Annotated in this window: 27 protein-coding genes; 13 read left to right on the top strand and 14 right to left on the bottom strand. The window is 69.9% G+C overall.

Features of this window, described 5'->3' with window-relative positions; all coding sequences use genetic code 11:
- The first annotated feature begins 157 nt into the window (after window positions 1–157).
- Complete coding sequence (locus ACX80J_RS00545) at window positions 158–1441, top strand: citrate synthase (RefSeq protein ID WP_459346461.1); 1284 nt, start codon at window positions 158–160, stop codon at window positions 1439–1441.
- Window positions 1442–1524: 83 nt separating this feature from the next.
- Here ACX80J_RS00545 and galE read toward each other — a convergent pair whose 3' ends face one another.
- Window positions 1525–2550: a UDP-glucose 4-epimerase GalE gene (galE, locus tag ACX80J_RS00540; RefSeq protein WP_459346460.1), complete on the bottom strand. Its 1026-nt coding sequence runs from the start codon at window positions 2548–2550 to the stop codon at window positions 1525–1527.
- A 127-nt stretch (window positions 2551–2677) separates the two neighbouring features.
- On the opposite strand from galE, the gene ACX80J_RS00535 reads away from it, so the two are divergent.
- Window positions 2678–3292, top strand: a complete 615-nt coding sequence (locus tag ACX80J_RS00535; protein WP_459343680.1) for a hypothetical protein — start codon at window positions 2678–2680, stop codon at window positions 3290–3292.
- A gap of 21 nt (window positions 3293–3313) precedes the next feature.
- On the opposite strand, the gene ACX80J_RS00530 is transcribed toward ACX80J_RS00535, so the two are convergent.
- Together ACX80J_RS00530 and dapD are read right to left on the bottom strand one after the other, a co-directional pair.
- Window positions 3314–4192 (bottom strand): hypothetical protein, encoded by an 879-nt coding sequence (locus ACX80J_RS00530; RefSeq protein WP_459346459.1) that lies wholly within the window; start codon window positions 4190–4192, stop codon window positions 3314–3316.
- A 3-nt stretch (window positions 4193–4195) separates the two neighbouring features.
- Window positions 4196–5176 carry a 2,3,4,5-tetrahydropyridine-2,6-dicarboxylate N-succinyltransferase gene (gene dapD, locus ACX80J_RS00525; RefSeq protein ID WP_459346458.1) on the bottom strand — a complete coding sequence of 327 codons (981 nt, stop codon included), beginning with the start codon at window positions 5174–5176 and terminating at the stop codon, window positions 4196–4198.
- Between the two features lie 33 nt (window positions 5177–5209).
- On the opposite strand from dapD, the gene dapE reads away from it, so the two are divergent.
- The gene (gene dapE / locus ACX80J_RS00520; RefSeq protein ID WP_459346457.1) at window positions 5210–6301 is read left to right on the top strand and encodes a succinyl-diaminopimelate desuccinylase; all 1092 of its coding nucleotides are present in this window, start codon (window positions 5210–5212) and stop codon (window positions 6299–6301) included.
- A gap of 105 nt (window positions 6302–6406) precedes the next feature.
- On the opposite strand, the gene ACX80J_RS00515 is transcribed toward dapE, so the two are convergent.
- The 4 genes from ACX80J_RS00515 to ACX80J_RS00500 all read right to left on the bottom strand — a co-directional run bounded on the left by ACX80J_RS00515 (window position 6407) and on the right by ACX80J_RS00500 (window position 9695).
- Window positions 6407–7285: an amino acid ABC transporter permease gene (locus ACX80J_RS00515; RefSeq protein ID WP_459346456.1), complete on the bottom strand. Its 879-nt coding sequence runs from the start codon at window positions 7283–7285 to the stop codon at window positions 6407–6409.
- Window positions 7282–7959, bottom strand: coding sequence for an amino acid ABC transporter permease (locus tag ACX80J_RS00510; protein WP_459343675.1), 678 nt, complete (start codon window positions 7957–7959; stop codon window positions 7282–7284). Before ACX80J_RS00510 ends, ACX80J_RS00515 begins: the two co-directional genes overlap by 4 nt.
- Before the next feature lie 77 nt (window positions 7960–8036).
- Window positions 8037–8873 carry a glutamate ABC transporter substrate-binding protein gene (locus ACX80J_RS00505; protein ID WP_459343674.1) on the bottom strand — a complete coding sequence of 279 codons (837 nt, stop codon included), beginning with the start codon at window positions 8871–8873 and terminating at the stop codon, window positions 8037–8039.
- 45 nt (window positions 8874–8918) lie between these two features.
- Window positions 8919–9695 carry an amino acid ABC transporter ATP-binding protein gene (locus ACX80J_RS00500; RefSeq protein ID WP_459346455.1) on the bottom strand — a complete coding sequence of 259 codons (777 nt, stop codon included), beginning with the start codon at window positions 9693–9695 and terminating at the stop codon, window positions 8919–8921.
- A 118-nt stretch (window positions 9696–9813) separates the two neighbouring features.
- On the opposite strand from ACX80J_RS00500, the gene ACX80J_RS00495 reads away from it, so the two are divergent.
- The 5 genes from ACX80J_RS00495 (at window position 9814) to ACX80J_RS00475 (ending at window position 13282) form a co-directional block, all read left to right on the top strand.
- Window positions 9814–10695, top strand: a complete 882-nt coding sequence (locus ACX80J_RS00495) for an LOG family protein (protein ID WP_459346454.1) — start codon at window positions 9814–9816, stop codon at window positions 10693–10695.
- A gap of 44 nt (window positions 10696–10739) precedes the next feature.
- A complete protein-coding gene (locus ACX80J_RS00490) occupies window positions 10740–11123 on the top strand; it encodes a DivIVA domain-containing protein (protein ID WP_459343671.1) in 384 nt (127 codons plus the stop codon).
- Window positions 11120–11743, top strand: coding sequence for a DNA-3-methyladenine glycosylase I (locus ACX80J_RS00485; protein ID WP_459346453.1), 624 nt, complete (start codon window positions 11120–11122; stop codon window positions 11741–11743). The genes ACX80J_RS00490 and ACX80J_RS00485 overlap by 4 nt, the downstream gene beginning before the upstream one ends.
- Window positions 11740–12951: a hypothetical protein gene (locus tag ACX80J_RS00480; RefSeq protein WP_459346452.1), complete on the top strand. Its 1212-nt coding sequence runs from the start codon at window positions 11740–11742 to the stop codon at window positions 12949–12951. The genes ACX80J_RS00485 and ACX80J_RS00480 overlap by 4 nt, the downstream gene beginning before the upstream one ends.
- Window positions 12952–13114: 163 nt before the next feature.
- Window positions 13115–13282 (top strand): DUF3117 domain-containing protein, encoded by a 168-nt coding sequence (locus ACX80J_RS00475; RefSeq protein WP_087076540.1) that lies wholly within the window; start codon window positions 13115–13117, stop codon window positions 13280–13282.
- 75 nt (window positions 13283–13357) lie between these two features.
- Here the strand turns inward: ACX80J_RS00475 and ACX80J_RS00470 are convergent, their stop codons facing one another.
- On the bottom strand, window positions 13358–13996 hold the full coding sequence (locus ACX80J_RS00470; protein WP_459343668.1) for an O-methyltransferase: 639 nt from the start codon (window positions 13994–13996) through the stop codon (window positions 13358–13360).
- Window positions 13997–14321: 325 nt separating this feature from the next.
- On the opposite strand from ACX80J_RS00470, the gene sigE reads away from it, so the two are divergent.
- From sigE to ACX80J_RS00455, 3 genes are all read left to right on the top strand, one after another.
- Entirely contained in the window at window positions 14322–14939 is a 618-nt protein-coding gene (sigE, locus tag ACX80J_RS00465) for an RNA polymerase sigma factor SigE (protein WP_459313362.1), read from the top strand.
- Between the two features lie 5 nt (window positions 14940–14944).
- Window positions 14945–15937 carry an anti-sigma factor family protein gene (locus tag ACX80J_RS00460; RefSeq protein WP_459346451.1) on the top strand — a complete coding sequence of 331 codons (993 nt, stop codon included), beginning with the start codon at window positions 14945–14947 and terminating at the stop codon, window positions 15935–15937.
- 110 nt (window positions 15938–16047) lie between these two features.
- The gene (locus tag ACX80J_RS00455; RefSeq protein ID WP_459346450.1) at window positions 16048–16440 is read left to right on the top strand and encodes a Sec-independent protein translocase family protein; all 393 of its coding nucleotides are present in this window, start codon (window positions 16048–16050) and stop codon (window positions 16438–16440) included.
- An 18-nt stretch (window positions 16441–16458) separates the two neighbouring features.
- Here ACX80J_RS00455 and ACX80J_RS00450 read toward each other — a convergent pair whose 3' ends face one another.
- From ACX80J_RS00450 to ACX80J_RS00440, 3 genes are read right to left on the bottom strand one after another with little or no spacing between them, the layout of a single operon-like run.
- A complete protein-coding gene (locus ACX80J_RS00450; RefSeq protein WP_459346449.1) occupies window positions 16459–17586 on the bottom strand; it encodes an Mrp/NBP35 family ATP-binding protein in 1128 nt (375 codons plus the stop codon).
- A complete protein-coding gene (locus ACX80J_RS00445) occupies window positions 17583–18182 on the bottom strand; it encodes a DUF1003 domain-containing protein (RefSeq protein WP_459343664.1) in 600 nt (199 codons plus the stop codon). Before ACX80J_RS00445 ends, ACX80J_RS00450 begins: the two co-directional genes overlap by 4 nt.
- Window positions 18175–19458 (bottom strand): magnesium transporter, encoded by a 1284-nt coding sequence (locus tag ACX80J_RS00440; protein ID WP_459343663.1) that lies wholly within the window; start codon window positions 19456–19458, stop codon window positions 18175–18177. Before ACX80J_RS00440 ends, ACX80J_RS00445 begins: the two co-directional genes overlap by 8 nt.
- A 175-nt stretch (window positions 19459–19633) precedes the next feature.
- On the opposite strand from ACX80J_RS00440, the gene ACX80J_RS00435 reads away from it, so the two are divergent.
- On the top strand, window positions 19634–20512 hold the full coding sequence (locus tag ACX80J_RS00435; protein WP_459346448.1) for a general stress protein: 879 nt from the start codon (window positions 19634–19636) through the stop codon (window positions 20510–20512).
- 129 nt (window positions 20513–20641) lie between these two features.
- On the opposite strand, the gene ACX80J_RS00430 is transcribed toward ACX80J_RS00435, so the two are convergent.
- The gene (locus ACX80J_RS00430) at window positions 20642–22216 is read right to left on the bottom strand and encodes an aminopeptidase P family protein (protein WP_459343661.1); all 1575 of its coding nucleotides are present in this window, start codon (window positions 22214–22216) and stop codon (window positions 20642–20644) included.
- 105 nt (window positions 22217–22321) lie between these two features.
- Here ACX80J_RS00430 and ACX80J_RS00425 point away from each other — a divergent pair, with 105 nt between their 5' ends.
- On the top strand, window positions 22322–23164 hold the full coding sequence (locus ACX80J_RS00425) for a PHP domain-containing protein (protein WP_459343660.1): 843 nt from the start codon (window positions 22322–22324) through the stop codon (window positions 23162–23164).
- Here the strand turns inward: ACX80J_RS00425 and ACX80J_RS00420 are convergent.
- A complete protein-coding gene (locus ACX80J_RS00420) occupies window positions 23157–24050 on the bottom strand; it encodes a DNA-methyltransferase (protein ID WP_459343659.1) in 894 nt (297 codons plus the stop codon). The genes ACX80J_RS00425 and ACX80J_RS00420 overlap by 8 nt on opposite strands.
- 6 nt (window positions 24051–24056) lie before the next feature.
- Window positions 24057–25751 carry a DEAD/DEAH box helicase gene (locus ACX80J_RS00415; RefSeq protein WP_459346930.1) on the bottom strand — a complete coding sequence of 565 codons (1695 nt, stop codon included), beginning with the start codon at window positions 25749–25751 and terminating at the stop codon, window positions 24057–24059.
- Between the last annotated feature and the right edge of the window lie 8 nt (window positions 25752–25759).

Genomic DNA, 25759 nt, shown 5'->3' with positions numbered 1-25759 from the left:
CCCCCGCCACTACACCGTGAAGGTACGCAGGATTAGTGATCGGGGCCCGCTGACGGTAGCGTTTCAGCTGAATGTGCGATGCCGGTGGGACGTCTGTCCTCCTGCGTAGCGACTGATTTGTGGCGACGACCTCGCTCCAGCTCCTGAAGGAGAATCAATGACCGAGCAGAATGCTGCTTCCCTGCACTACGACGGCGGGAAACTCAGCCTGCCGCTGGTGCCCGCTGTCGAGGGCAACAACGGCTACGACGTGTCGAAACTGCTGAAGCAGACGGGCCAGGTCACCTTCGACCCCGGCTTCATGAACACCGCGGCCACCACGTCCGCGATCACCTACATCGACGGCGACGCCGGGATCCTGCGCTACCGCGGGTACCCCATCGAGGAACTGGCGAAGAGCTCCAGCTTCCTCGAGGTGTCCTACCTCCTCATCTACGGCAACCTGCCGACGCCCGAGGAGCTGAGCACGTTCGACGGCCGCATCCGCCGCCACACCCTGCTGCACGAGGAGCTGAAGGGCTTCTTCGGCGGCTTCCCCCGTGACGCGCACCCCATGCCGGTGCTCTCCTCGGCCGTCTCGGCGCTGTCCACCTTCTACCAGGACTCCCTGGACCCGTTCGACGACGAGCAGGTGGAACTCTCCACGTTCCGGCTCATGGCGAAGCTCCCCGTCATCGCGGCCTATGCGCACAAGAAGTCCATCGGCCAGCCGATGCTGTACCCGGACAACTCCATGAACCTCGTGGAGAACTTCCTGCGGCTCTCCTTCGGCCTGCCCGCCGAGCCGTACGACCTCGACCCGATGATGGTCAAGGCCCTGGACCTGCTGCTCATCCTGCACGCGGACCACGAGCAGAACTGCTCCACCTCCACGGTGCGCCTCGTCGGCAGTTCCAACGCCAACATGTTCGCCTCGGTCTCCGCCGGGATCAACGCGCTCTTCGGCCCGCTGCACGGCGGTGCCAACGAGGCCGTGCTGAACATGCTGCGGGACATCCAGGCCAAGGGCATGCAGCCCGAGGACTTCATGGAGAAGGTCAAGAAGAAGGAAGACGGCGTGAAGCTCATGGGCTTCGGGCACCGCGTCTACAAGAACTACGACCCGCGCGCGAAGATCGTGAAGGCCACCGCCCACGACATCCTCAACAAGCTCGGCGGCAACGACGAACTGCTCGACATCGCCATGCGCCTCGAGGAGAAGGCCCTGGCCGACGACTACTTCATCGAGCGCAAGCTCTACCCGAACGTCGACTTCTACACCGGCCTCATCTACAAGGCCATGGGCTTCCCGGAGAAGATGTTCACGGTCCTCTTCGCGATCGGCCGCCTTCCCGGCTGGATCGCCCAGTGGCGCGAGATGATGCAGGATCCGCAGACGAAGATCGGGCGCCCGCGCCAGCTGTACACGGGCGAGGGAGAGCGGCACTACCCCGCGAGCTGACCCCCGGCGCCCACTGGTCTCCCCAGCAGCAACGACGGCGGCCGTCCACCTTCCCAGGTGGGCGGCCGCCGTCGTGTGTGGTCTCAGTCGTCCTGGACCGTCGCGTAGCCCTGCGGGTTGTTCTTCTGCCAGCGCCAGTGGTCCTCGCACATCTCGGCGAGGGTTCGGGTCGCGGACCAGCCGAGGTCGGCGAGGGCCGACGACGGGTCCGCGTAGCTGACGGCCGCGTCGCCGGGCCGGCGGGGAGCGAATTCGTAGGGGATGTCACGACCCACCGCGGCGGAGAACGCCGTGAGGACCTCGAGGACGGAGGAGCCGTTGCCTGTGCCGAGGTTCCAGGTGTGCACGCCGCCGCGCGCCACGAGGTAGTCGAGCGCAGCGAGGTGCCCCTGGGCCAGGTCGACCACGTGGATGTAGTCGCGCACGCCCGTGCCGTCGGGCGTCGGATAGTCGTTGCCGAACACCATCACCTTCTCGCGCCGTCCCACCGCGACCTGCGCCACGAACGGCAGCAGGTTGTTGGGGACACCGGTAGGGTCCTCGCCGATGGTGCCGGAGGCGTGGGCGCCCACGGGGTTGAAGTAGCGCAGCAGGGCGATGTTCCACCGCGGGTCGGCCGCGCCGAGGTCGGTCAGGATGTCCTCGATCTGTTCCTTGGTGCGCCCGTACGGGTTCACCGCGTCGAGGGGGAGCTTCTCGGTGAGGGGGACTTCCTCCGACGCCCCGTACACCGTGGCGGAGGAGCTGAAGACGAGGGTGCGCACATCGGCGTCCTCCATCACGCGCAGCAGGCTCAGGGTGCCGCCGACGTTGTTGGAGTAGTAGTACAGGGGCTTCTCGACCGACTCGCCGACCGCCTTCAGGCCTGCGAAGTGGATGACGGCGTCCACCTTCTCCTCGGCGAAGATGGTGCGCAGGCGCGGTTCGTCGAGCAGATCCGCCTGGTGGAACGTCGGCGTGCGGCCCGCGAGTGCGGCCACCCGCTGGAGCGACGTCTCGGTGGAGTTCAGGAGGTTGTCGACGACGACGACGTCATGGCCGTGTTCGAGCAGGGTCAGGACGGTGTGCGAGCCGATGTATCCGCTGCCACCGGTAACGAGGATCTTCATGGTTCCATCCTAGGTCGGCGTGCCGCGGGTGCCGTCCCTGCCCCGCGTCGCAACGTGCCGCGGGCTCTGGAGCGCCGCGGGTCCGGGGTCTACTGTAGGAGCAGCCTGACTGGTGCAAGGGAGGTCCATGTCATACTCCGAAACCGGCTACAGCGCGCACTTCACGGTGGACACGTCCGAAGTGCTCCTCGTAGCGCTCTACCTGCGGGATTGCTCGGGGCTCCAGGGGGTGGGCAGCCCTGCCCTGCCGCCCGTGGTGCCCTCCGTGCGGAGGGCCGAGACTCGACGCCTGACCGAACCCGTCGGAGGACCCGGGACGTTGAGGGTCGAATGGGAGGCGTGGTGGCACAGCCTCCTCCGCCACCGGATCAGCGACGCCGTGCTGCCCGTGCCGCCGCGCCTGGAGGCCCTCGACGGCATGGAGGCGCTCAAGGCGCTGATGAGGGCGCACTTCGGTGCCGCGACGGCGTGGGCCGAGGAGCGGTGCGCCGAGTACGCCCTGCATTCCGGTGCACGGGGCGCCGACACCATGGAGAACCTCCTGGCGCGGATCCTGGAGGAGCGGGAGCTGGAACTCGGCCGTGCCGCACGCCGCTTCTCGCTCCAGATCGTCGAACTGCCGCTGGGCGTGCACCGCGCGTGGTGGGTGGAGCCGGACAAGCTCCTCATGTGCCAGGAACTGTTCGACGACGAGCGTTCCTTCCGCAGCTACGTGGAGCCGGTCGTGAAGATGCTGGCCTGAGCAACCGGGTCCGCAGGGCCGTCAGGGCGTGACCCCGGCGACGGTGACGGTGACGATGCCGGGCTCCGACGTCGTCGCCGTCCACCCGCCGTCCGCCCTGTCCCACTGCAGGCCGGAGTGGGACACGGACGTGATGGAGAAGGTGGAGGCGTTCGCCACCGCCCACTGGGCGACGGCCCAGCCGCTGGTGCCCGAGACGTCCAGGGTCAGCGTGGTGGCCTCGACGACGCCTGCCAGCGGTCCGAACACCTCCTCCGCCGCGGCCGAGGCCGCCAGGGGGTCGCCCGCGCCGTCCGGCTCGTGCAGGGTGCAGTCGAGGGCCGCGGGGGAGTTGCCCGTCAGCGCGGACGCGAAGGCTCGCCCCTCCGGCTCGTGGTCCGCGTACGCCTCCGGGTGGGCCGACCGCTGCACGATCTGCGCGGCCTCGGTGATGGGCAGTGTCTCGTACCCGGGGACCCGGACGAGGGCGTCGTAGAAGGCGCCGGTGGCATAGAGGGGCGACATGATCTGCTCCTCCGTGCCCCAGCCCTGCGAGGGCCGCTGCTGGAACAGGCCGCGCGAGTCCGGCCCGGCGTCGTCCCCGTAGTCGATGTTCTCCAGGCGGGACTCCTGGATGGCGGTGGCGATGGCGATGGACGCCGCGCGGGCCGGGAGCCCCCGGGCCACGGCGACGCCGGAGATGAGGGCCGCATTCCCTGCCTGCGTCGGACTGAGCTCGAAGGTGTCCGTCCCCACGGTCGCACTGCAGCGCTCCCGGACCAGGACCTCGCTGGCCTCCAGCTGGTTGACCGCCAGGACACTGCCGCCCGTGACCACCGTGACCAGGGCGGCGAGCATCACACCCGTGCGCACCTGGCGACGGCGACGGCGGACAGCAGCGGAGGGGACCCTCGACGGCATGGGTTAGTTGGCGTGCAGGGCCGGGTTGAGGGCTATGCCCTCACCGGTGCGGGGGCGTGCCTCGACGGCTCCTGTGGCGGAGTTGCGCAGGAACAGGATGCCAGGCTCACCCGAGAGGTCCTTCGCCTTGACGAGCGAGCCGTCCTGCAGGGTCACCTTGGTGCCCGCCGTCAGGTAGAGGCCCGCCTCGACGACGCAGTCGTCGCCGAGCGAGATGCCGACACCCGACTCGGCGCCCAGCAGGCAGCGCTCACCGATGGTGATGCGTTCCTTCCCGCCGCCGGACAGCGTGCCCATGATCGAGGCGCCGCCTCCGACGTCGGACCCGTTCCCGACGACGACGCCTGCGGAGATGCGGCCCTCGACCATCGAGGTGCCGAGCGTGCCGGCATTGAAGTTCACGAAGCCCTCGTGCATCACGGTGGTGCCGTCGGCCAGGTGGGCTCCGAGCCGGACACGGTCGGCGTCGGCGATCCGCACGCCGGCCGGGACCACGTAGTCCACCATGCGCGGGAACTTGTCGACGCCGTAGACGGCCACGGGCCCCCGGGCGCGCAGGCCCGCGCGGACGGTCTCGAAGCCCTGCACGGCGGCGGGGCCGTGGCTCGTCCACACCACGTTGGCGAGGAGTCCGAAAATCCCGTCGAGATTGATGGTGTTGGGCCGGACGAGCCGGTGGGAGAGGAGGTGGAGCCTCAGGTAGGCGTCCGGGGTGTCTGCCGGGGCGTCATCCGGATCCACCGTGACGTCGACCACGCGCTGGGTGACGCGACGGACGTCGTCGGACCCGGACCCGGCGAGGGACTCCAGGGTGGCGCGGAGGTCCTGCCGCGCGGCGGCATCCATGGTGTCCTCACCGAGCCAGGGGGCGGGGAACCAGGTGTCCAGGACGGTGCCGTCCGAGGCCACCGTGGCAAGGCCGAGACCGCCGGCTGTCCGCTGGGCGGCGTCGGGCAGGGGGGAGCTGGGCGTGGGAGGAGTCATGGGCACCAGTCTACCGAGCGATAGGGTTGCAGCATGATGCAGACTCCCTCGGCGGACCTCGATCCGGCCTCCGACGTCGCCCAGCTGACGGCCCGACTGATCGACCTCGAGAGCGTCTCCGGGAACGAGGCCGTGATCGCGGACGCCGTGGAACGGGCGCTGCGCCGCCTGGAACACCTCGAGGTGGTGCGCGACGGCGACTGCGTGATGGCGCGGACCCGGCTCGGCCGGGCGGAACGGGTCATCCTGGCCGGGCACATCGACACCGTGCCGCTGCCGACCACCCCCGGGTCGAGGGGGACCGTCCCCTCCTCGTGGGAGGGCGACGTGCTGTTCGGACGCGGGGCCACCGACATGAAGGGCGGTGTCGCCGTGCAGCTGGCGCTCGCGGCAGCCCTCGCGGAGCCCACGCGTGACATCACGTTCATCTTCTACGACCACGAGGAGGTCGAAGCCTCCCTCAGCGGTCTCGGCCGGGTGGCCGCCTCCTACCCGGAGTGGCTGGAGGCCGACTTCGCGGTGCTCCTGGAACCCACGGACGGCACCGTGGAGGGCGGATGCAACGGGACGGCCCGCTTCGACGTGCGGGTCGCCGGCAAGGCCTCCCACTCCGCCCGGGCATGGATGGGGCAGAACGCCATCCATGGCGCCGCCGAGATCCTCGTCCGGCTCCGCGACCACGAGCCCGCCACCGTGCACGTGGACGGCCTCGACTACCGCGAGAGCCTGAACGCGGTGAAGATCTCCGGCGGCACGGCGGGCAACGTGATCCCGGACAGCACCGTGATCGAGGTCAACTACCGCTTCGCCCCGGACAAGACCCCGGATCAGGCCGAGGACTACGTGCGCGCCCTGCTCGAGGGCTTTCCCGTCGAGCGGACGGACGCCGCGGCCGGAGCCCGGCCAGGGCTCCAGCACCCCGCGGCCGCCGCCTTCGTGGCGGCCGTCGGCGCCGAACCCAAGCCCAAGTACGGCTGGACCGACGTCGCGCGGTTCAGCGCCCTCGGTGTGCCGGCGGTGAACTTCGGACCCGGCGACGCGCTCCTGGCCCACACCGATGACGAGCACGTGCACGCCGACGCCGTACGGGCCTGCCTCCGTGCCCTGACCACCTGGCTGTCCTGAGCGGGCGGCCCTCCCCACCCTGACCCGGCTGGTTCGACCGGCCCGAACACGCGGAAGGGCCCGGCACTCGCCGGGCCCTTCCTCGTCGTGCTGCCCGGAACCCGCTCAGGTGGGGGCCGGGGTGGAGGCGTCCAGGGCGATGGACCCCTTGGCTGCCGGCTTGCGCCCCTTCGTCCGGAAGCTCAGGAGGACGGAGAGGCGCGTGGCCAGGGTGGAGAGGGCGAAGTTGATGAGGATGAAGATCGCCGCCGCCACGAACAGGGACGGGATCACGTTGCCCTCGCCCACCCCGAGGCGCCGCGTGAACTGCAGCAGTTCCGGGTAGGTGATGATGAAGCCGAGGGCCGAGTCCTTCAGGATCACGACGAACTGGCTGATGAGTGCCGGCAGCATCGCGATGAGGGCCTGCGGTACTTCGATCGTGCGCAGCGACTGGTTCCTCGTCAGGCCGATCGCCATGCCTGCCTCGCGCTGGCCCTTCGGCAGGCCGTGGACGCCCGAACGCACCAGTTCCGCGATGACGGACCCGTTGTAGAGGGTCAGGGCGAGGACCACGGCGATCAGCGGGGCATCCTGCGGATTGACGGAGCCGGAGCTGCCGAGGGCCAGCCAGAAGAAGATCATCATGAGCAGCACGGGCACGGCGCGCAGGAATTCGACGACGATCCCGGCGATCCAGCGGATCGGCGCGGAGTGCGACAGGCGTCCGACGCCGAAGATCAGGCCGAACAGCACCGAGGTGACGATCGAGATGCCGGCCGCCTTCAGCGTGTTGAGCAGTCCGGGCAGGATGAAGAACTGCCACGTCCGGGATTCGAGGAAGGGCGTCCACATGCCCGCCGTGAGCTGGCCCTTGCCGGCGAGTGCGGAGATCACCCAGGCGAGGATGCCGAGGACGATCAGCGCACCCACGATGTTCCCGATCAGGATATTACGGCGCCCGCGCGGGCCGGGCGCGTCGAAGAGGACCTGCTGCACGCTCATCGTGCCACCGCCAGTTTCCGTGAGGCCCAGGTGGTCAGCAGCCCGATGGGGATCACCAGGATCACGAAGCCGAGGGCGAAGGTGAGGAAGATCGGGATGACGAGGTCCGAGCGGAACTCGATCATGGTCTTCATGAGGCCCGACGATTCGGTGGCGACCGATCCGGCGGCCGCGACGGTGGAGTTCTTGATGAGGGCGATCAGGACGTTGCCGAGGGGAGCGATGGCTCCGCGGAAGGCCTGCGGCAGAATGATGAGCCGTGCTGCCGGCAGGAAGCTCAGGCCGATGGCACGCGCGGCCTCGGCCTGGCCCAGCGGGACCGTGTTGACGCCGCTGCGGATCGCCTCGCAGACGAAGGCCGCGTGGTACAGCGAGAGGCCCACGATGGCGATGCGGAAGAGGCTGGCGTTGAGGTCACTCGCAAGGCTGATCTGCATGACGGAGAACAGTCCGAGGAACCCGAACGCGAGGATGATGGTCAGGGGCGTGTTGCGGAAGATGTTGACGTACGCCGCACCGAAGAGCTGCAGGCTCGGGATGGGGGAGATGCGGAACAGGGCCAGCACCGTGCCGATCGCCAGGGCCCAGATAGCTGCCCAGAAGGACAACTGGATATTGACCCAGAACGCGGCCGGCACGTTGTAGGTCTCGAACAGCGACAGGTAGTTCTCCACGGTTCACCTCTTTCCTGGTGGGGAACACGGCATTGGTGGGGCGGTCCGCGCGGACCACCCCACCAATGGACGCGATGCTAGGCGCAGGGCGCCGGGGTGGGCGGGTTCAGCTCCGCGTTGTAGGTGTAGTCGGCACCCTCGGTGTTCTTGGTGATCGCCTCTTCCCAGGCACCGTCGTCGATCATCTTGGTGATGGCGGCGTTGATGTCCTCGCACTTGTCGCTGCCCTTGGGGAGCCCGACACCGTAGTTCTCCTCGGAGAACGTGTTGCCGACCACCTTGAACTTGCCGGCGTTCGCGTCCTGCGCGGCGAGGCCGGCGAGGATGATGTCATCGGTGGTGACGGCGTCGATCTGGCCGCCGCCCATCGCGGTGACGCACTCCGCATAGCCCGGCTGCTCGACGAGCTGCACGCCGGGGTACTGGTCCTTGATCTTCTGCGCGGACGTGGAACCGGTCACCGAGCAGAGGTTCTTGCCCTCGAGGTCCTCGGGGCCGGTGATGTCGCTGTCCGTGGGGACGAGGAGGTCCTGGCCGGCCACGAAGTACGGGCCGGCGAAGTCCACCGTCTCCTTGCGGGTGTCGGTGATGGAGTACGTCGCGAAGATCATGTCCACCTGGTTGTTGGACAGCAGGTTCTCGCGGTTGGCGGACGGGGCTTCCACGAACTCGATCTGGTCCTCGGTGAACCCGAGCTCGCCTGCCACGTACTTGGCCACGTCGACGTCGAAACCGGAGTAGGAGCCGCCCTCGTCGAAGCCGAGGCCGGGCTGGTCGAACTTGATGCCGATGCGGACGGTCTCACCGCCGGCATCGCCGCCCTCGCTCTCGCCGCTGTCGCCGCCACCACAGGCGGACAGCGTCAGTGCGGCGAGTGCAGCCACCGCGGCTGCTGCGTATCGGGTTGTGCGCATTGGTTCTCCTTGCATTGCGGCCGATGGCCTCTTCGGATACGGGGGTCAGTGCGAGAGGATCTTGCCGAGGAAGTCCTTGGCGCGGTCACTCTGCGGATTGGTGAAGAACTCCTCGGGCGTCGCCTGCTCCATGATCTGGCCGTCGGCCATGAAGATCACACGGTCGGCGGCCTTGCGGGCGAACCCCATCTCATGGGTCACCACGATCATCGTCATGCCCTCCTTGGCAAGGGCCACCATGGCGTCGAGGACCTCGTTGATCATCTCGGGGTCGAGCGCCGAGGTGGGCTCGTCGAACAGCATCACCTTCGGTCGCATGGCCAGCGCGCGGGCGATCGCGACACGCTGCTGCTGGCCACCGGACAGCTGGGCCGGGAGCTTCTGCGCCTGGTTGTCGACGCCGACGCGCTTGAGGAGGGACATCGCCAGGTCCTTCGCCTCACCGCTCTTCATGCCCCGGACCTTCACCGGGCCGAGCGTGACGTTCTCGAGGATGGACTTGTGGGCGAAGAGGTTGAACGACTGGAAGACCATGCCGACGTCCGCGCGGAGCTTCGCAAGGGCCTTCCCCTCGGCGGGGAGCACCTTGCCATCGATGGAGATCTCGCCGTCGTCGATCGTCTCGAGGCGGTTGATCGCGCGGCACAGCGTCGACTTACCGGAACCGGAGGGGCCGATGACAACGACGACCTCGCCTCGGGCGACCTCGAGATTGATGTCCCGGAGAACGTGCAGCTCCCCGAAATGCTTGTTCACGTTCTTGAGGGAGACGAGGGTGTTTCCCGAGGACGCGGGCACAGTCGGTTGCTGTTCACTTGTCATGGGAGAAATCTAGCGAACTATTCCTCGCGGGCGATACGGCGGAGCGGAAAGGCCCTGATCGTGATTGAAGAGCAATCAAAAGCGCCCCGGGGCGCCGGCTGTTGGTTAGCCTAGGTAAATGTCCCCCTCCCAGCACCCCGCGGCCAGCGACGAAGCTCGCCCCCCTGTGTACGACGACGACGCCGGCACAGGTTCCCCCCAGTCCTCCGCCGAGGACGGCGGTCCGTTCGGTGCCAGCCCTCCGGGGACGAGCAACGGGGCGGGCAGGGCGACCAGGCGGAAGGGCTCCGTGGAGCTGCGCCGCGCCCAGGCGACGGTGCCGCAGTCGGACAACATGCTCCTCGACGCGGACGACACCAAGGGCTTCACCCGCACCGACCCCTGGCGCGTGCTACGCATCCAGAGCGAGTTCGTGGAGGGCTTCGGGACCCTCGCCGACCTCGGCCCCGCCATCAGCGTCTTCGGATCGGCCCGGACCGCGCGGAGCTCGTCCTACTACGCGATCGGCGAGGAGGTGGGCCGGAGGCTCGTGCAGTCGGGCTTCGCCGTCATCACCGGGGGCGGTCCGGGCGCCATGGAGGCCGCCAACAAGGGAGCCTGCGAGGCGGGCGGGACGTCGGTGGGGCTGGGCATCGAGCTGCCGTTCGAACAGGGCATGAACGAGTGGGTGGACCTCGGCATCAACTTCCGGTACTTCTTCGCCCGCAAGACCATGTTCGTCAAGTACGCGAGCGGTTTCGTGGTCCTGCCGGGTGGGTTCGGAACCCTCGACGAGCTGTTCGAGGCGATGACGCTCGTGCAGACCGGCAAGGTGACCTCCTTCCCCATCGTGCTGATCGGCGTCGATTACTGGCGCCCCCTCATCGACTGGATCAAAGGCACGCTGATCGCGGAAGGAACCGTGTCCGAGAAGGATCTCTCACTGCTGCAGCTCGTCGACACCGCAGAGGAGGCCGTGCGGATCGTGGCGGCATCGGCGGGCCACGACCACCCGTCCTGACCCCGGTCCTGACCCTCCCGGGACCGCTCTGGCACCATTGCGGTGTGACTATCTTCCTGGTGATCCTCGCCATCCTGCTGATGGGAGCAACAGCGGTCCTTGCTTCGGGGCGCCCGGTGCCGGCGGCGTTCCAGCACATCGGGGCGGGCTTCCGGGCCGCCTCCGGCGCCGGTTCCGCCGGGCACGACGACGATTCCCCGGGGAACGGCATGGGTCTGGTGGAGCCGGTGGCCTCGCTACCGCCCGTCCTCCTTCCCGACACCCCTTCGGCCCGCGACGTCGATGCCGTCCGCTTCGGCCTCGGACTGCGCGGGTACCGGATGGACCAGGTGGACGAGGTCCTGGACCGGCTGGCCGCGGCGCTCGAGGAGCGCGACGCGGTCATCCGGGACCTGCGCTCGCAGCTCGCGGCCAGGGACGCCGGATGAGCGGGGCGGTTCCCGGGTCCGACGGCCGGAGGCGCTGCGGCTGGGCGGTGTCGAGCGAGGAGTACGAGCGGTACCACGACGAGGAGTGGGGACGGCCCGTGCTCGGTGAGGCCGGCCTGTTCGAGCGCCTGAGCCTCGAAGCGTTCCAGTCGGGCCTGAGCTGGATCACCATCCTGCGGAAGCGCGAGGCGTTCCGCCGGGCCTTCGCCGGGTTCGATCCCGCCGTCGTCGCGGGCTTCGGCGCGCAGGACATCGAGCGGCTGATGGGTGATGCCGGCATCGTGCGGAACCGGCAGAAGATCGAGGCGACCATCGCGAACGCCCGTGCCCTTCTCGTGCTCCCGGACGGGACCACCCTCGGCTCGGTCCTCGAAAGCCACCGGCCGGTCTCCGGGCCCGCGCCCGCCACCCTCGTGGATGTCCCGGCCATCACCCCCGAGAGCACGGCGCTGGCCCGGGAACTCCGCGGACTCGGCTTCCGCTTCGTCGGACCCACGACCGCGTACGCGATGCTCCAGGCCACGGGGTACGTGAACGACCACCTGCGGGACTGCTGGGTCCGGGCCGAGCCGCAGCAGGGCGGGCCTCCATCGGCCGCGTCCGCCCCCTCCGGCCCGTGAGCCGCGTGCTGCCGGCCCGGCAGAACCGGTCCGCGCACCGGTTCGCGCACTGGTCCCTGCAGGTCCTGGCGGTCTTCCTCGCCGGGCGCCTCGTCTCGACGGGGATCCTCCTGCTCGCGGCGGTACGCCAGGGCCTCAGCCCCTGGTCCGGTCCGGCCCCCGCGTACGGCACCTTCATCAACTACTGGGACAGCGGCTGGTACGAACGCATCTTCACCGAGGGCTACCCGACGGACCTGCCGCGCGACGCGCTGGGCAACGTGAGCCACAACGCGTGGGCGTTCTACCCGCTCTACCCGGGACTCGTCCGGGCCCTCGACGCCGCCACCGGCCTGGGCTGGGGGATCCTCGCGCCTCTCGTGTCCCTGACTGCCGCAGCGGGTGCGTCGCTGATGATCTACCGGCTCTTCCGTCTCGGGTCGGACCACCGGGCGGCGCTCGCAGGCGTCGCCGTCGTGTCCTTCGCGCCCGTCTCCGCCATCCTCCAGGTGCCGTACGCGGAGTCACTGCACCTGCTGCTCCTCGCGTCCGCGCTGTACCTGGTGTCCACGGGCCGGTACTACGCGGCGATGCCCGTCGTCGTGCTGATGTGCCTGGCACGACCGGCCGGGGTGCCCTTCGCCGTCGCGGTGGGGATCCTGTTCCTTGCCGCCCTCCGCTCCGTCCGGCGCAGCGTCCTCCCCGGGGGGCCGCCGGCCCAGCCGGTGCTGCCCGTGTTCCTGCTGGGCGTGGTCTCGTCGCTCGGCGCCGTCGCCTGGCCGCTGATCGCCTGGACCGTCACGGGGCAGCGGAACGCTTATGTGGCGACCGAGACCGCCTGGCGGGGCGAGGCGCTGGTCCCCTTCGCGCCGTGGTTCGAGGCACCGGCCGCGGTCGTAGGTCCTGCCGCGGCTGTGCTGGTCGTCGCGGGCCTGCTCCTGGTCGTCGTCGCGCTCTTCCTCACGCCCGCCGTGCGCTCGATGGGGCTGGTCGCCGGCGCCTGGTGCGCGGGCTACCTGCTGTACCTCGGGGCGTTCTGGGACCCGCAGTCGAGCACCTGGCGGATACTGTTCCCGCTGTTCCCCCTGGCACTCGCCGTCACCGGCAGCCGCTTCGGGGCCCGTATCCTCTGGGTGCTGCTGCCGGTATCGGTGCTGCTCCAGTTCATCTGGGTGGACTGGCTGTGGGGCTGGACCCCGTCGGGACCGGACGGGGATTATCCCCCCTGAGTGTGATCCACGCCGCACCTGAATTAGCAGGTGAAGGGCTTGTGCTGAATAATGAAGGTGATGACGTGCACTGCGGGACACCCCTATGGGCTACCGGCCGGCGCACTGTTTACTGTCGCGCTGCCGCTGATCGCGGTCGCGCCCTGTTGAAAGGGACACCCCTATGGCTGCCATGAAACCGCGTACCGGCGATGGACCGATGGAAGTCACCAAGGAGGGGCGCAGCCTCATCATGCGGGTGCCGATCGACGGCGGTGGACGCCTTGTCGTCGAACTGAACGCCGAGGAAGCGGGCAAGCTCAAGGACTGCCTGCTCACCGTCACCACCTAGGCGATCCCAGCCAGGAGTCCCGGCTTCCTGTTCCAGGCGTCGGGGCAGGCGGCAGCCGCCGCCCGCCCGCCGCCGCTAGGCGCGCTGCTTGACCGCGAGCAGGAGCCCGGTGCCCGTCGGCACGAGTGCCGAGACGAGGGCCTCGTTCTCACGGATCATCTTCCCCACCTGGCGGAGCGTATTCGTCGACTGTTCACGCACGGCAGGTTCCGCCACCCGGTCCTGGTCCAGTGCGTCGTTGATGATCATGATGCCGCCGTCCTTGAGCAGGCGCGTTGCCTGCTCGACGTAGACCGGCAGGCCCGCCTTGTCGGCGTCGATGAACACCAGGTCGTACGCGGCATCGGTCAGCCGCGGCAGCACGTCGGCCGCGCGCCCCGAGATGGTGCGTGTGCGGTTCGAGGGGATGCCGGCCTCGGAGTAGGCCTCCCGGGCGGCCCGGAGGTGGTCGACGTCGGAATCGATGGTGGTCAGGACCGCATTCCGGCCGAGGCCCCTCAGCAGGCAAACTCCTGACACCCCTGCTCCGGCACCCACCTCGACCGCGGTGCTCGCCTTGGAGGCCGCCGCGAGGACGGTGAGTGCTGCGCCGACGGCAGGAGTGACAGGGGCGACACCGAGTTCATGGGAGCGGTCGCGCGCCCTAAGCAGGATGTCGTCCTCGTCGGGGAGTCCTTCGGTGTAGGACCAGCTGCTGTGTTTGTCGGCGGCCATGGACATCCGTTCTGTGGTTGCGGGAAGTGGCGGGGAGGCAGGCGCCCCGCCCCAACACTACTGTGCGGCGCCGTCGGACTTCCATGCGGGCGGGCGGGTGCGCGCAGGCGAGGAGAGCGGGCCCGGCGTCCCCGGATACGCACACACCATGTCCTTGCCAGCCAGTTCCCAGCTTGGTGAGAAAGACTTCCTTCTCGGACATCCAGCATGGGCACGGCCCCGAATCCCCGATACCACCGCAGCCGCGGCCGCGGGGTAGGACCTGTTCGGGATGCGTGGCGAGAAGGGGTAGATGATGTCTAGCGTGAAGGCGGTACAGGCCGCCATGGAGGCCGTTCCCGGAGCGGACGTGCCTCTCCTCGACGAGCACGGCAACCCGTGGGTCGCGCCGTCCTGGGAAGAAGTCGTCACCAACTACTCGCCGAAGGTCTACCGGCTGGCCTACCGCCTCACCGGCAACAAGTTCGACGCCGAGGACCTCACGCAGGAGGTCTTCGTGAGGGTCTTCCGTTCGCTGGCGAACTTCAAGCCCGGCACGCTGGACGGCTGGCTGCACCGGATCACCACCAACCTGTTCCTCGACCAGGCGCGGCGCAAGACTCGCATCCGGTTCGACGGACTGACGGAAGAAGCCGAGAGCAGGTTGCCGAGCAAGCATCCCGGCCCCGAGCGCAGCTTCGAATTCAACAACCTGGACATCGACGTGCAGGCAGCCCTGGAAGAACTCCCGCCGGACTTCCGCGCCGCCGTGGTGCTGTGCGACCTCGAGGGCCTGGCGTACGACGAGGTGGCGCAGGTCCTCGGCGTCAAGCTCGGGACCGTCCGCTCGCGCATCCACCGGGGCAGGACGATGCTGCGGGAGAAGCTCGCCCACCGCGACCCCCGGAAGCCGGGCGGGAACGGCGCCGCCCTGGGCGTCCCACGGATTGCCGGCCTGGGTTAGGAACGATGCTTCATCCCCATCGCTCCCTGCAGGACCTCGTGGACGGTGAGCTGTCCGACCGGCGCCGGATCGCCGTCGAACAGCACGTCTCACGCTGTGCGTCGTGCGCCGCGACGGTCTCGCACCTTCGGAGCCTCAAGAGCGCCCTGCTGGGCCTGCGGAACCCGGCCCCGGATCCGGACCTCCAGCGCAGGCTCCTGTCGCCCGCCTTCGGCGCCACCGCCGGCCTGAATCGCGGCATGAATACCGGCATGCACGGGGCCCGCACGGGTTCCAGCGCGGCCTTCGTGCGCGAGCACCACGAACGGGCCGCCCCCCGGAGCCGGACGGTGCTCACCGCCGTCGGTGCATCGGCCGCCGTCGCCACCGCCATCCTCGGGAGCGCCTACGTCATGGGGTCCGAGGCGCGGCCCGCCACGGCCGAAGGGGCGGCGACGGGGGTCACCGCGCTGCAGGCGCGCTGGGAGTCCGTCGCGTCGCAGACGCCCACCTACCTGGACACCGACCAGCTGGAGACCCTCCGGTCCGGAGGCTGGTACTGCCCGGAGCTCGAATCCCTCGGCTTCACGCTGCAGAGTGCCGAGGGCATCACGGTCGCAGGCAGGCCGACGCTGGAGATCGTCCTCGAGAACGACGACGACACCGTCACCATCTACGAACAGCGGAAGGTCAGCGGGGTTCGCGGCGCCGCCGCTCCGCCGCTGAACGCCGTGACCGGCAACATCGTGACGGCGGACGGTTTCGAACACATCGGCGGCGCCGAGCGCGACGTCTGGGTCCGTCCCGGCGAACCATGGCAGGTGGTGCTCGACTCGCCGTCCGTGACCTACACGGTGGTCTCGAACCTGCCTGCCGCCGCGATGCCGCAGACGCTCAGCCAGCTCGTCACGGCGGAGCACGCCCAGCTGGCCCTGTCGCCGCAGGCCCAGGAGGACTCGATGATGGAGCGGATTCTCCGCGGCCTCTCGATGATCACGCATCCCGGCGCGAACGGGTAGGCGCGGCCCTGCGACGACGCCGACGGCAGCGCGCCACGGCTCCCGCCCCGCGGGGCTCGTCCGGTAGGGGCGAATGTGGTCGGCACCGGCCGGGAAGGTAGTCTTTTCACGTGTTGGGAATCAACGGCCTCGAACTCGTGGTCCTGGCGTTCATCGCCGTCGTGGTGCTCGGCCCGGAACGGCTCCCGGAGTACGCGGCCCAACTCGCCCGGCTCGTGAAGGGCCTGCGGCGCATGGCCACGGGAGCCCGCGAGCAACTCCGGGAAGAGGTCGGTCCGGAACTGGACGAGGTCGATTGGCGCAAGCTGGACCCCCGCCAGTACGACCCCCGCCGCATCATCAAGGAAGCGCTCCTCGACGACATCGAGGACGTCTTCAAGCCTGTCAGCGGTGGTGGCCCCCGGCCCGTACCCGCTGCGCCTGCGCCCGGCGTCGCCCGCCCACCCGCCGTACCGCGCCTCGAAGCCGGGCAGGCCGCGCCCTACGACCTCGAGGCGACCTAGCGGAGGCCATGCCCCCCGTCAGCGGAGGCTGACCGGCAGCCTCAGGCCGTCCAGGCCGCGGGGGCGGCGGGCGAGCGTGGAAGCGATCGCCGTCAGCTCGGCACGGGCCGTGGAGGTCCCTCCGCCGAGGACGAGGGGAGTGCCGGCATCGCCGCCTTCCCGGAGGGCGACGTCCAGCGGGATGCTGCCCAGCAGGGGGATCTCCGTGCCCAGCGTGGCCGACAGCCGCGCGGCGAGCGTGCTCCCACCCCCGGCGCCGAAGAGCTCGAGCCGCCCGCCGTCGGGCAGCTCGAGCCAGGACATGTTCTCGATGACCCCGGCGACGCGCTGTCCCGTCTGCGCGGCCATGGCACCGGCCCGTTCGGCGACATCGGCGGCGGCACTCTGCGGCGTCGTGACGACCAGGAGCTCGGAGGACGGCAGCAGCTGCGCAACGGAGATGGCGATGTCACCCGTCCCCGGGGGGAGGTCGAGGAACAGGGCGTCCAGGTCGCCGAAGTAGACGTCCGTGAGGAACTGCTCGAGTGCCCGGTGCAGCATGGGACCCCGCCAGGAGATGGGCTGGTTGCCCTCCACGAACATCCCGATGGAGATCACCTTCACGCCGTGGGCGACCGGCGGCAGGATGAGCTCGTCGACGCGCGTGGGCTGCTGCGTGATGCCCAGGAGGGCGGGGACGGAGAAGCCGTACACATCGGCGTCCACGATGCCCACCCGCAGTCCCTGCGCGGCCATGGCGACCGCCAGGTTCACCGTCACGCTGGATTTTCCGACACCGCCCTTGCCGCTCGCCACCGCATAGACGCGCGTGAGCGACGACGGGTCGTTGAAGGGGATGCCGCGGCGGCCGCCGGCGCCCCTCAGCTGCTCCTTCAGCGCGTCGCGCTGGGCCTGGTCCATGACGCCGAGCTCGACCTCGACGCGCTCCACGCCGTCGACGGCGGACAGGGCGGCTTCGGCGTCCTGCGTGATCGTGTCGCGCAGGGGGCAGCCGGCGATCGTCAGCAGGACCCGGATCCGCACCGTCCGTCCCGTGACGGACACGGACTCGAGCATGCCGAGTTCGGTGATGGGGCGGCGCAGTTCGGGGTCGATGACGGTGGTGAGGGCCGTCCGCACGGCCTCCTCGTCGGGCAGGGGGCTCACCGGACGGGTTTCCTCCCGGCGGGCTGGACCTTCGGCATCGCCACGGTGTTCTCCGACGGCTTCCGGGGCTTCCGTTTCTGCAGGGTCAGCTCCTGGCCGTCGGTCGTCTCGAGGAGTTCCTCGAGGATGGAGCGGAGCTCGGAGCGGACGTAGTCGCGTGTCGCCACCTCGCGCAGGGCGATGCGCAGCTCCGCGATCTCCCGCGTCAGGTACTCGGTGTCGGACAGGTTCCGCTCCGCCCGCTGGCGGTCCTCACGCATGGAGACGCGGTCGCGGTCGTCCTGGCGGTTCTGCGCGAGCAGCAGCAGGGGCGCGGCATAGGAGGCCTGCAGGGAGAGCATCAGGGTCAGTGCCGTGAACCCCAGTGCCGCGCTGTCGAAGCGCAGGTTCGCGGGAGCGACGGTGTTCCAGGTCAGCCAGACCGCGACGAAGACCGTCATGTAGAAGAGGAACTGCGGGGTACCCATGAAACGGGCGATATTCTCCGTGCCGCTGCCGAAGCGGTCCGGGTTCGGTCGCAGGCGCGGGAGGAGGCGTTTGCGCGCCTCCCGTGGCGTGTCGAGCCCACGTGAATTCGATCGGATCTTCTCAACCACGGCGGTCACCTCGTTTCGCTGCGGAGCTGTCGTCCTGTGCCCGCCAGTCGTCGGGCAGCAGGTGATCCAGCACGTCGTCGACGGTCACCGCCCCCACCAGCCTGCCGTCGGCGTTCACCACCGGCAGGGAGTTCAGGTTGTAGGTGGCGAGGATCCTCGATACCTCGCTCACGTTCGCCTGGTCGCCCACGGCCTCGAGGTCCGTGTCGATGATGTTGCCGAGCGGCTCCGGCGGCGGGTAGCGCAGCAGCTGCTGGATGTGCACCACGCCGAGGTAGCGCCCGGTCGGCGTCTCGAGCGGAGGCCGACACACGAAGATGGACGACGCGAGGGCCGGTGTCAGCTCCTCGCGCCGGACGTGCGCGAGGGCCTCGGCGACCGTCGCCTCGGGCGGGAGGATGACCGGCACGGTGGTCATGAGGGAGCCCGCCGTGTCCTCCTCGTACTCGAGCAGGCGGCGTACGTCCTCGGCGTCGTCGGGCTCCATGAGCTGGAGGAGTTCCTCCTTCTGCGCCTCGGGGAGCTCGTTGAGGAGGTCGGCCGCGTCGTCGGGGTCCATCTCCTCGAGGACGTCCGCCGCGCGCTCGCGCGTCAGGGACTGGAGGATCTGGACCTGGTCGTCGTCGGGCAGTTCCTGGAGGACGTCCGCGAGGCGGTCGTCCTGGAGTTCTCCGGCCACCTCGATGCGCCGCTTGTCGTTCATCTCGTGCAGCGCGTCGGCGAAGTCGGCGGGCTTGAGGTCGTCGTGCTGGGCGACGAACTGGGTGGCGCCCTGCGGTTCGTCCGTCGTCCCGTGGAAGGCGTCGAGCCAGCCGATGATGAGGCGCTCGCCGCCGCGCCGGAGACCGCGCAGGGGAGAGGTGGACCCGCCGCGTCGCACGAACAGCTGGGAGACGTGCCAGTCGCCTGCACGGTTGCGCTCCATCGCGATGTCCTCGACGACGGCGCTGCCACTGCCGTCGCGCAGGGTGAGGCGGCGGTCGAAGAGCTCGGCCACGACGAGCATCTCAGCGCCGCGCTGCTCGAAGCGGCGGAGGTTGACGAGACCGGTGCAGATGATCTGGGACGGGTCCATCGAGGTGATGCGGGTCATCGGCACGAAGACGCGTTTTTTGCCGGGGACCTCGACCACGAGGCCTACCACCTGCGGGGCCTTGGTCGGGCCGCGGTCGAGCACGACGGCGTCCCGCAGGCGGCCCAGGCGGTCGCCCAGCGGATCGAAGACATCGAGGCCCAGCAGTCGGGCGACGAAGACGCGGGTCGGGTTGGTAGTCACTGCTCTAGGCTATCCGGCGCGGCGCGCCGGGAGGGTATCGTCCCTGCGGAAGACGCACGACGGCGGCTGGTGGACCCATGCTTCCGGCGTCCTGCGGACGGGCATCCGGCGGCTCGGGAGTTCACCTCCGGCGTACCGCCTCCCATCGGCGGGAGCGGTACGGGAGAATGGACGCATGTCGACACCACCACTTGGAACCACTGCATCCCGCGACCAGGGCCGGGTGTTGCCCTCGGGCGAGACCATCGGCCGGTACACCGGCTACCTCGACGCGCAGAAAGCCGTGGACTACCTCGCCGACAACAAGTTCGCCGTGGAGCGCGTGGCCATCATCGGCAACGACCTGAAGACGGTGGAGCGCGTCACGGGTCGCCTCAGCTACCCGCGGGTGGCGCTCGCCAGTGCCGCGACGGGAGCCTGGTTCGGACTGTTCGTGGGACTGATCCTGAGTCTCTTCGCCGGCAGCGAGGCGGGCAGCACCATCTCCTCCTCGATCGCGCTGGGCGCCATCTTCTGGCTGCTCTTCGGCGTCATCACCTACGCGTTCCAGCGCGGCAAGCGCGACTTCACCTCCACGAGCCAGGTGATCGCGACGAGCTACGACGTCATCGTGGACCCGAGCCTTGCAGCGGATGCCCGTCGCCTGCTCCAGCAGCTCCCCATGAACGGGCAGGCGCAGCACCCCGGGGCGAATTCACAGCCGTGGGGCTCGGCCCCGGGCCGTGCTCCGCAGCAGGCGCCCGAGCGCCCGGCGTCGTGGAACGACCCCTACTCCGGACAGCAGCAGCAGCCGCAGCAGCCGCCGCAGCCGCAGCAGCCGCAGCAGCCCGGGACGGCGGAGGGTGAGACCGCCGGTCCCGGCACCGCTGGGCCCCGCAGGGGACAGTTCCCCGACCTTCCGGACGGACGGCCCCAGTACGGTGTGCGCGTCGAGGACTCTCCCGTCGGGCCGACGCCGGAGCCCGGTACACCGGCACCCGCTTCCCAGGACGCTGCGACCGACGGCCAGGGATCCGGCTCGCATGGCTCCTCAGCCGCCGGCGGACCGCGCTGACCCCAGCTGAGGATCGGACGGCACCGGCCGGACACCGGGCCGGGAACGGAAAAGGCAGGGACCCTCGGGTCCCTGCCTTTTCCATTCCGAGCCGTATCCGTTCCGGGCCGTCTCCAGCCCGGCGGCAGCCTACTCGTTGCCCCAGATGCCGGCCATCCAGTCCTCGACGTCGTCCGGAGTGCGGGGAAGGGCCGCGCTGAGGTTGACCGGGCCGTTCGCCGTCATCAGGATGTCGTCCTCGATGCGCACGCCGATCCCGCGGTACTCCTCCGGGACGGCGAGGTCCTCGGCCTTGAAGTAGAGGCCGGGTTCGATGGTGAACACCATGCCCTCCGTCAGGACGCCGTCCAGGTACAGGTCGCGCTTGGCCTGGGCGCAGTCGTGGACGTCCAGGCCGAGGTGGTGGCTCGTGCCGTGCGGCATCCAGCGGCGGTGGTGCTGGCCCTCCGGTGCCAGCGCCTCCTCGAGGGACACGGGCAGGAGGCCCCAGCGGTCCAGGTTCTCCGCCAGCACCGTGACGGCCGCGAGGTGGACCTCGCGGAACCTGCGGCCGGGTTGCGCGGCGGCGAACCCGGCGTCGGCGGCGTCGAGCACGGCCTGGTAGACCTTCCGCTGGACGTCCGAGTAGCGCCCGTTGACGGGCAGGGTCCGGGTGATGTCCGCGGTGTAGAGGCTCTCCGCCTCGACCCCGGCGTCGAGCAGGAGCAGCTCGCCGGCCCTGAGGGAGCCCGTGTTGCGGATCCAGTGCAGCGTGGTGGCGTTGTTCCCCGATGCGGCGATGGTGTCGTAGCCGAGATCGTTGCCCTCCTCGCGGGCCCGTGCGAAGAACGCGCCTTCGACCACGCGTTCGCCGCGCGGGTGGGTGATGGCACGGGGGAGGGTCCGGACGACCTCGTGGAACCCGTTGACGGTGGCCGCGACGGCGGCTTCCATCTGCTCGATCTCCCAGGCGTCCTTGATGAGCCTCAGTTCGGACAGGGCTTCGGCGAGCACCGCGTCGAGGGCGTCGGCCTTCTCGAGGTCCACGCCCGTGTTGATGCGGGAGGTGTCGACGAGCGCATCGGCGTTGAAGTCGACCTCGCGCAGCAGGCGGATGCTCACACCGCCGATCGCGGCGACACCGGCGTCCTTGGTGATGGCGACCTCGAGGTCGGCGAGGTCCGCCGTCTCGAGGGCGAGCTGTGCCCGGATCTGCGCCATCGAGAGGCGATCGCCGATCCAGAACCCGCCGTAGCGCGCGTTCGCGTAGAACTCCGCGCTGTCGCGGCCGGCCAGCTCCCGGAAGTACAGCGTGGCCGTGTGGTTGCCGCCGTCGTCGCCCGTTCCCGGATCGACGGGCTCGAGGACGAGGACGGCGTCGGGCTCGTGGTCGAGTCCGAGGCCGGTCAGGTGCGCGAAGCCGGAGTGCGGGCGGTACCGATAGTCGGTGTCGTTGGACCGGACCTTGAAGGGCCCGGCCGGAATGACGAGGCGCTCGCCGGGGAAGCGGTCGGAGATGGCACGACGACGGCGGGCGGCATGGGCGGCGACGGGCGCCGCGTCGGGGAGCTCGTCCGAGGCGGGCGCCCAGCTGCCGGCCATGAACGCCTTGAAGGCGTCGGAGTCGGGCCGCTGGGAGCGGTTGTCGTTGCGGTCTGACAGCGGCTGGCCCTCCGGCGAGTCGGTGGGATTTCGGGCTGCGGATGCGGTGTCGTCGGTGCTCACCCCGCCATCGTCTCACCGTCGCCGCGCAGCAGGAAAGTCCGTACCTCCCGCAGGGCGGGGCGCCGGTGCCGGACGGAGCGGGCGACGGCGCGTAGATTGGGTCCGGTGAGAATCGATCTGCACACGCACTCCAATGTCTCGGACGGTACCGAGGACCCCGACGTCCTGATCGCGTCCGCGGCGGCCGCAGGACTCGACGCCGTCGCACTCACCGACCACGACTCCACGGCCGGCTGGGAGCGCGCCGCCGCGGCGGCCGCGGCCCACGGCATCACCTTCGTCCCCGGCATGGAGGTCTCCTGCCGCACCGACACCGGCATCAGCGTGCACGTGCTGTCCTACCTGCACGATCCGGGGCACGCCGGCCTGCGGAAGGAGATCGCGAGATCCCGCACCGCGCGGCTCACGAGGGCCCGCCGCATGGTCGAGCTCATGTCCGCGGACTTCCCCATCACCTGGGACCTGGTCGAGGAGCATGTGACCGAGGGTGCGACCGTGGGGCGCCCGCACATCGCGGACGCGCTGATCGCGCTGGGAGTGGTGGCCACCCGTTCGGAAGCGTTCGAGCGCGTCCTGACGGCGCGCTCACCCTACTGGGTCAGCCACTACGCGCCGCACCCCGCGGAGGCGGTGTCCCTCATCCGGGAGGCGGGCGGTGTCCCCGTCTTCGCGCACCCGTCCGCGTTCAATCGCGGAGCCGTGGTGGGCGGCGCGGTCATCGACGAGATGATCGACGCCGGGCTGCTGGGCCTGGAGATCGATCACCGGGACAACCCGGAGGACGCCCGGGTGGAGCTGCGGAGGATCGCGCGCGACAACGGTCTCCTCGTCACGGGCTCCAGCGACTACCACGGCAGCGGGAAGCCGAACCTGCTCGGGGAGAACGTCACGAGCGGGCAGGCCCTCGAGGCCATCGTGTCCCTGGCGACGGGGACCCCGATCAGCTAGCCGTGCTGCCCGGGACCCGGATCCATGGGGCCAGGCGGGCGTGCATGACGTCGACGGCCTGGGGATTGCGGTCCACGCAGACGAAGCGGCGCCCGAGCTTGCCCGCGACCGCTCCGAGCGTCCCCGACCCGGCGAAGAAGTCCAGCACCCAGTCGCCCTCCCGGCTGCTCGCCGCGACGGCCCGCCGCAGCAGGCCCTCGGGCTTCTGCGTCGGATAGCCCGTCTTCTCGCGGCCGGTCGGGGACACGATGGTGTGCCACCAGACGTCGGTCGGCAGCTTGCCGAGCGCAGCCTTCTCGGCGGTCACGAGGCCGGGAGCCATGTAGGGTTCCCGGTCCACCTCGTCGCTGTTGAAGTAGTAGCCCGACGGGTTCTTCACGTACACGAGGATGTTGTCGTGCTTGGCGGGCCACTTGCGCTTGGCCCGTGCACCGTAGTCGTAGGCCCAGATGATCTCGTTGAGGAAGCAGTCGCGCCCGAACAGGGCGTCCAGCATGACCTTGGCGTAGTGCACCTCGCGGTAGTCGAGGTGCAGGTAGAGCGTGCCGTCGTCCGCGAGGAGCCGCCATGCCTCGGCGAGCCGTGGCGCGAGGAAGTCCCAGTAGTCCTCGAACGCGTCGTCGTAGCTCGCCAGCATGCCCTTGACGGTCGAGTAGGAGAGCCCCTTGAAGCCCACACGATCGCCCGTGCCTCCGGCCGCCCGGACCATGGTGGTCTGCTGGCGGCGCTGCACACGGCCGGTGTTGAAGGGCGGGTCCACGTAGATCATCGTGAACGCCGCGTCGGGGAGGGTGGCCAGGTATTCCGCGTTGTCCGCGTGCACCACGAGGTTGGCGCCGTCCGCACTCCAGCTGGGCAGTACGGACGGCGCAGGAAGCTCGGTCACCGAGGGCTAGTCCTCTGCGCCGCCGGCAGGCTTCGCGACGACCTCGCCGTTGCGTCGGCGGGTGCGGCTGCGGCGCTGGCGGTCGCCCGCCGGGGCCTCGCCGTCGCCGGCGGAGCGGCGACCCCGGCCACCCTCGACGCCATCGGCCGCAGGCGCTGCAGGGGCCTCGCTGGTGCGGCTGTCGCTGCGTCCACGGCCCCGCGAGCCGCGTGAGCCCTCGCCGGCGGCACCGTCGCGTCGCGGTCCGCGGTCACCGGAACGCCCGCGGCCGCCGTCGTTCCTGCCGGCGTCGCTCCTGGTTCCGTCGGAGTGCCCGCCGCCGCGCTTGCCGGTCTCGCCGAGGTCCTCGAGGACCTCCGCGTCGATGCCGGCGAGCTTGCGGTCCTTCCGGGGGAGGCGTCCCTTGGTGCCCTCGGGGATGTCCAGGTCCGTGTACAGGTGGGGCGACGAGGAGTAGGTCTCCACGGGCTCCGGGGTGTCGAGCCCGAGCGCCTTGTTGATCAGGCCCCAGCGGGGGACGTCGTCCCAGTCGACGAACGTGACCGCGGTACCCTTCTTGCCGGCGCGTCCCGTGCGGCCCACGCGGTGCAGGTAGGCCTTCTCGTCCTCGGGGCACTGGTAGTTGATGACGTGCGTGATGTCCTCGACGTCGATGCCGCGGGCCGCGACCTCCGTCGCCACGAGCACGTCGATCTTGTCACCGCGGAAGGCACGCAGTGCCTGCTCGCGCGCGCCCTGTCCGAGATCTCCATGGATGGCCCCGGCCGCGAAGCCGCGGTCGATGAGTTCCTCGGAGAGCTTCGCGGCGGTGCGCTTCGTCTTGCAGAAGATGATGGCGCGTCCGCGGTTCCGGGACTGCAGGATGCGGGCCACGACCTCGGCCTTGTCCAGGTTGTGGGCCCGGTAGATGACCTGGCGGATGTCCTTCTTGGTGATGCCCTCGTCCTCGGGGTCCGCGGCGCGGATGTGGGTGGGCTGCGTCATGTAGCGGCGCGCCATGGCGATGACGGGGCCGGGCATGGTCGCGGAGAACAGGAGGGTCTGGCGTACCGGCGGTGTCGCGGCGATCAGGGTCTCGACGTCGGGCAGGAAGCCGAGGTCCAGCATCTCGTCGGCCTCGTCCAGCACGACGATCTTCACGTTCTTGAGGACCAGCAGCTTCTGCCGGTACAGGTCGATCAGGCGGCCGGGCGTGCCCACCACGATCTCGACGCCCTTCTTGATGGCCTCGATCTGCGGCTCGTAGGCGCGGCCGCCGTAGATGGTGACGATGCGCGCGTTGCGCTTCCTGGCTGCCGTCGTGAGGTCGCTGGCGACCTGGACGGCGAGCTCGCGCGTCGGGACGACGACGAGGGCCTGCGGCGCGCCGGGAACCGGGAGCCGATCGTAGCCTTCGTCGTCGGGGCCGACGACACGCTGGATGGCGGGGATACCGAAGCCGAGGGTCTTGCCCGTTCCCGTCTTCGCCTGGCCGATGATGTCGTGGCCGCCGAGGGCGATCGACAGGGTCATCGCCTGGATGGGGAAGGGGTGGGTGATGCCGGCGTCCGCGAGGGACTCGACGATGTCCGGGCGGACATTGAAGTCCGCGAAGGTCTCGGCGACGGCCGCGTGCGGCTCCTCGGTGGTGACCAGGGTCTCCTCGACGTCGATGGCGTCGGAGGAGTTGTCGGCGACGAGGTGGTGCGTGTCCGCCGTGATGTCTGTGT

The organism is Arthrobacter rhamnosi (assembly GCF_054510975.1).
Note: the sequence above shows the minus strand (reverse complement) of the source record. Positions and strands in the feature narration are given on the sequence as shown.

What these genes read in the sequence shown, in the direction of transcription:
- ACX80J_RS00545 (WP_459346461.1), top strand. Translation starts at nt 158, where the DNA reads ATGACCGAGCAGAATGCTGCTTCCCTGCACTACGACGGCGGGAAACTC.
- galE (WP_459346460.1), bottom strand. Translation starts at nt 2,550, where the DNA reads ATGAAGATCCTCGTTACCGGTGGCAGCGGATACATCGGCTCGCACACC.
- ACX80J_RS00535 (WP_459343680.1), top strand. Translation starts at nt 2,678, where the DNA reads ATGTCATACTCCGAAACCGGCTACAGCGCGCACTTCACGGTGGACACG.
- ACX80J_RS00530 (WP_459346459.1), bottom strand. Translation starts at nt 4,192, where the DNA reads ATGCCGTCGAGGGTCCCCTCCGCTGCTGTCCGCCGTCGCCGTCGCCAG.
- dapD (WP_459346458.1), bottom strand. Translation starts at nt 5,176, where the DNA reads ATGACTCCTCCCACGCCCAGCTCCCCCCTGCCCGACGCCGCCCAGCGG.
- dapE (WP_459346457.1), top strand. Translation starts at nt 5,210, where the DNA reads ATGATGCAGACTCCCTCGGCGGACCTCGATCCGGCCTCCGACGTCGCC.
- ACX80J_RS00515 (WP_459346456.1), bottom strand. Translation starts at nt 7,285, where the DNA reads ATGAGCGTGCAGCAGGTCCTCTTCGACGCGCCCGGCCCGCGCGGGCGC.
- ACX80J_RS00505 (WP_459343674.1), bottom strand. Translation starts at nt 8,873, where the DNA reads ATGCGCACAACCCGATACGCAGCAGCCGCGGTGGCTGCACTCGCCGCA.
- ACX80J_RS00500 (WP_459346455.1), bottom strand. Translation starts at nt 9,695, where the DNA reads ATGACAAGTGAACAGCAACCGACTGTGCCCGCGTCCTCGGGAAACACC.
- ACX80J_RS00495 (WP_459346454.1), top strand. Translation starts at nt 9,814, where the DNA reads ATGTCCCCCTCCCAGCACCCCGCGGCCAGCGACGAAGCTCGCCCCCCT.
- ACX80J_RS00485 (WP_459346453.1), top strand. Translation starts at nt 11,120, where the DNA reads ATGAGCGGGGCGGTTCCCGGGTCCGACGGCCGGAGGCGCTGCGGCTGG.
- ACX80J_RS00475 (WP_087076540.1), top strand. Translation starts at nt 13,115, where the DNA reads ATGGCTGCCATGAAACCGCGTACCGGCGATGGACCGATGGAAGTCACC.
- ACX80J_RS00470 (WP_459343668.1), bottom strand. Translation starts at nt 13,996, where the DNA reads ATGGCCGCCGACAAACACAGCAGCTGGTCCTACACCGAAGGACTCCCC.
- sigE (WP_459313362.1), top strand. Translation starts at nt 14,322, where the DNA reads ATGGAGGCCGTTCCCGGAGCGGACGTGCCTCTCCTCGACGAGCACGGC.
- ACX80J_RS00460 (WP_459346451.1), top strand. Translation starts at nt 14,945, where the DNA reads ATGCTTCATCCCCATCGCTCCCTGCAGGACCTCGTGGACGGTGAGCTG.
- ACX80J_RS00435 (WP_459346448.1), top strand. Translation starts at nt 19,634, where the DNA reads ATGTCGACACCACCACTTGGAACCACTGCATCCCGCGACCAGGGCCGG.